The organism is Mucilaginibacter sp. P4_G9 (assembly GCF_056400985.1).
Genome location: NZ_JBFUKF010000871.1, coordinates 1 through 824 on the forward strand (window position 1 = coordinate 1; position 824 = coordinate 824).

Here is an 824-nt window from a genome sequence, read left to right on the forward strand (position 1 = left end):
AGCCGTGCCTGGGTACAAGCTATTACCGTTCCAAATCCCAGGGTTAAAAACTCGGTGATCAGCTCCCCGGTATCCCGTTTCCATAGGGGGTAAATGCCGCTGAGGCCAAGCTCACTCAAACGGGCATCGCGGTAATCTTTAAGGTCCTGCAAAAAGATATCGCCAAAGATAGAATGGGTTATACCTTCGCTTTTAAACCGAGATAAATGATGATGCATTACCTCATCATATTCTTTCATCCCCGGCATTTCGGGCAGGCGAATCTGGTACAATGGAATACCGATACTTTCTGCCTGTTTGATCAATAATTCGGTACGAACGCCGTGCATCGAGATTCTGTCGGCAGCATCATTAATGGTTGTTACCAGGTATTTTATTTCCAGGTTTGGATCTTGAAGGCAATGGTATAACGCAAGTGCGCTATCCTTCCCTCCGCTCCAATTGAATATACATTTCATTTTAATTAGTGATTATATAGAAGCTAAAGGCACAAAGCAAAAAACCGGCACTTTAATTATTAATGACAGGGCTTTATGTTGCCGAATTGTTTTTCAACAACTCCTCCACCAGGGCCGTTACCCCAACTGTTGCTTTTTCCTGTATCTTAATTACCGGCCCGTTAACTCTCGTATCCGGTATCCTGGGATCTATGATATACTTAGGCACTTCCCTGTTTACATAAGCAATCAGGCCGGCAGCCGGGTAAACTGCCAGCGAGGAACCTATAAGCATAAACAGATCGGCACCGGCGCAAATCCGGGCTGCCGGTTCTATCATAGGCACATCTTCGCCAAACCAAACCACGTGGGCCCGCAAGGGTGAAC

2 protein-coding genes are annotated in these 824 nt (G+C 46.2%); both read right to left on the reverse strand.

Annotated elements, in window-relative coordinates; all coding sequences use genetic code 11:
- Window positions 1-458 (reverse strand): Dph6-related ATP pyrophosphatase (locus AC1DPZ_RS28265; protein ID WP_477409798.1); only part of this gene is annotated, 458 nt, incomplete at its 3' end.
- 73 nt (window positions 459-531) lie between these two features.
- On the reverse strand, window positions 532-824 hold a 293-nt coding region (locus AC1DPZ_RS28270), incomplete at its 5' end, for a Sir2 family NAD-dependent protein deacetylase (RefSeq protein ID WP_477409800.1).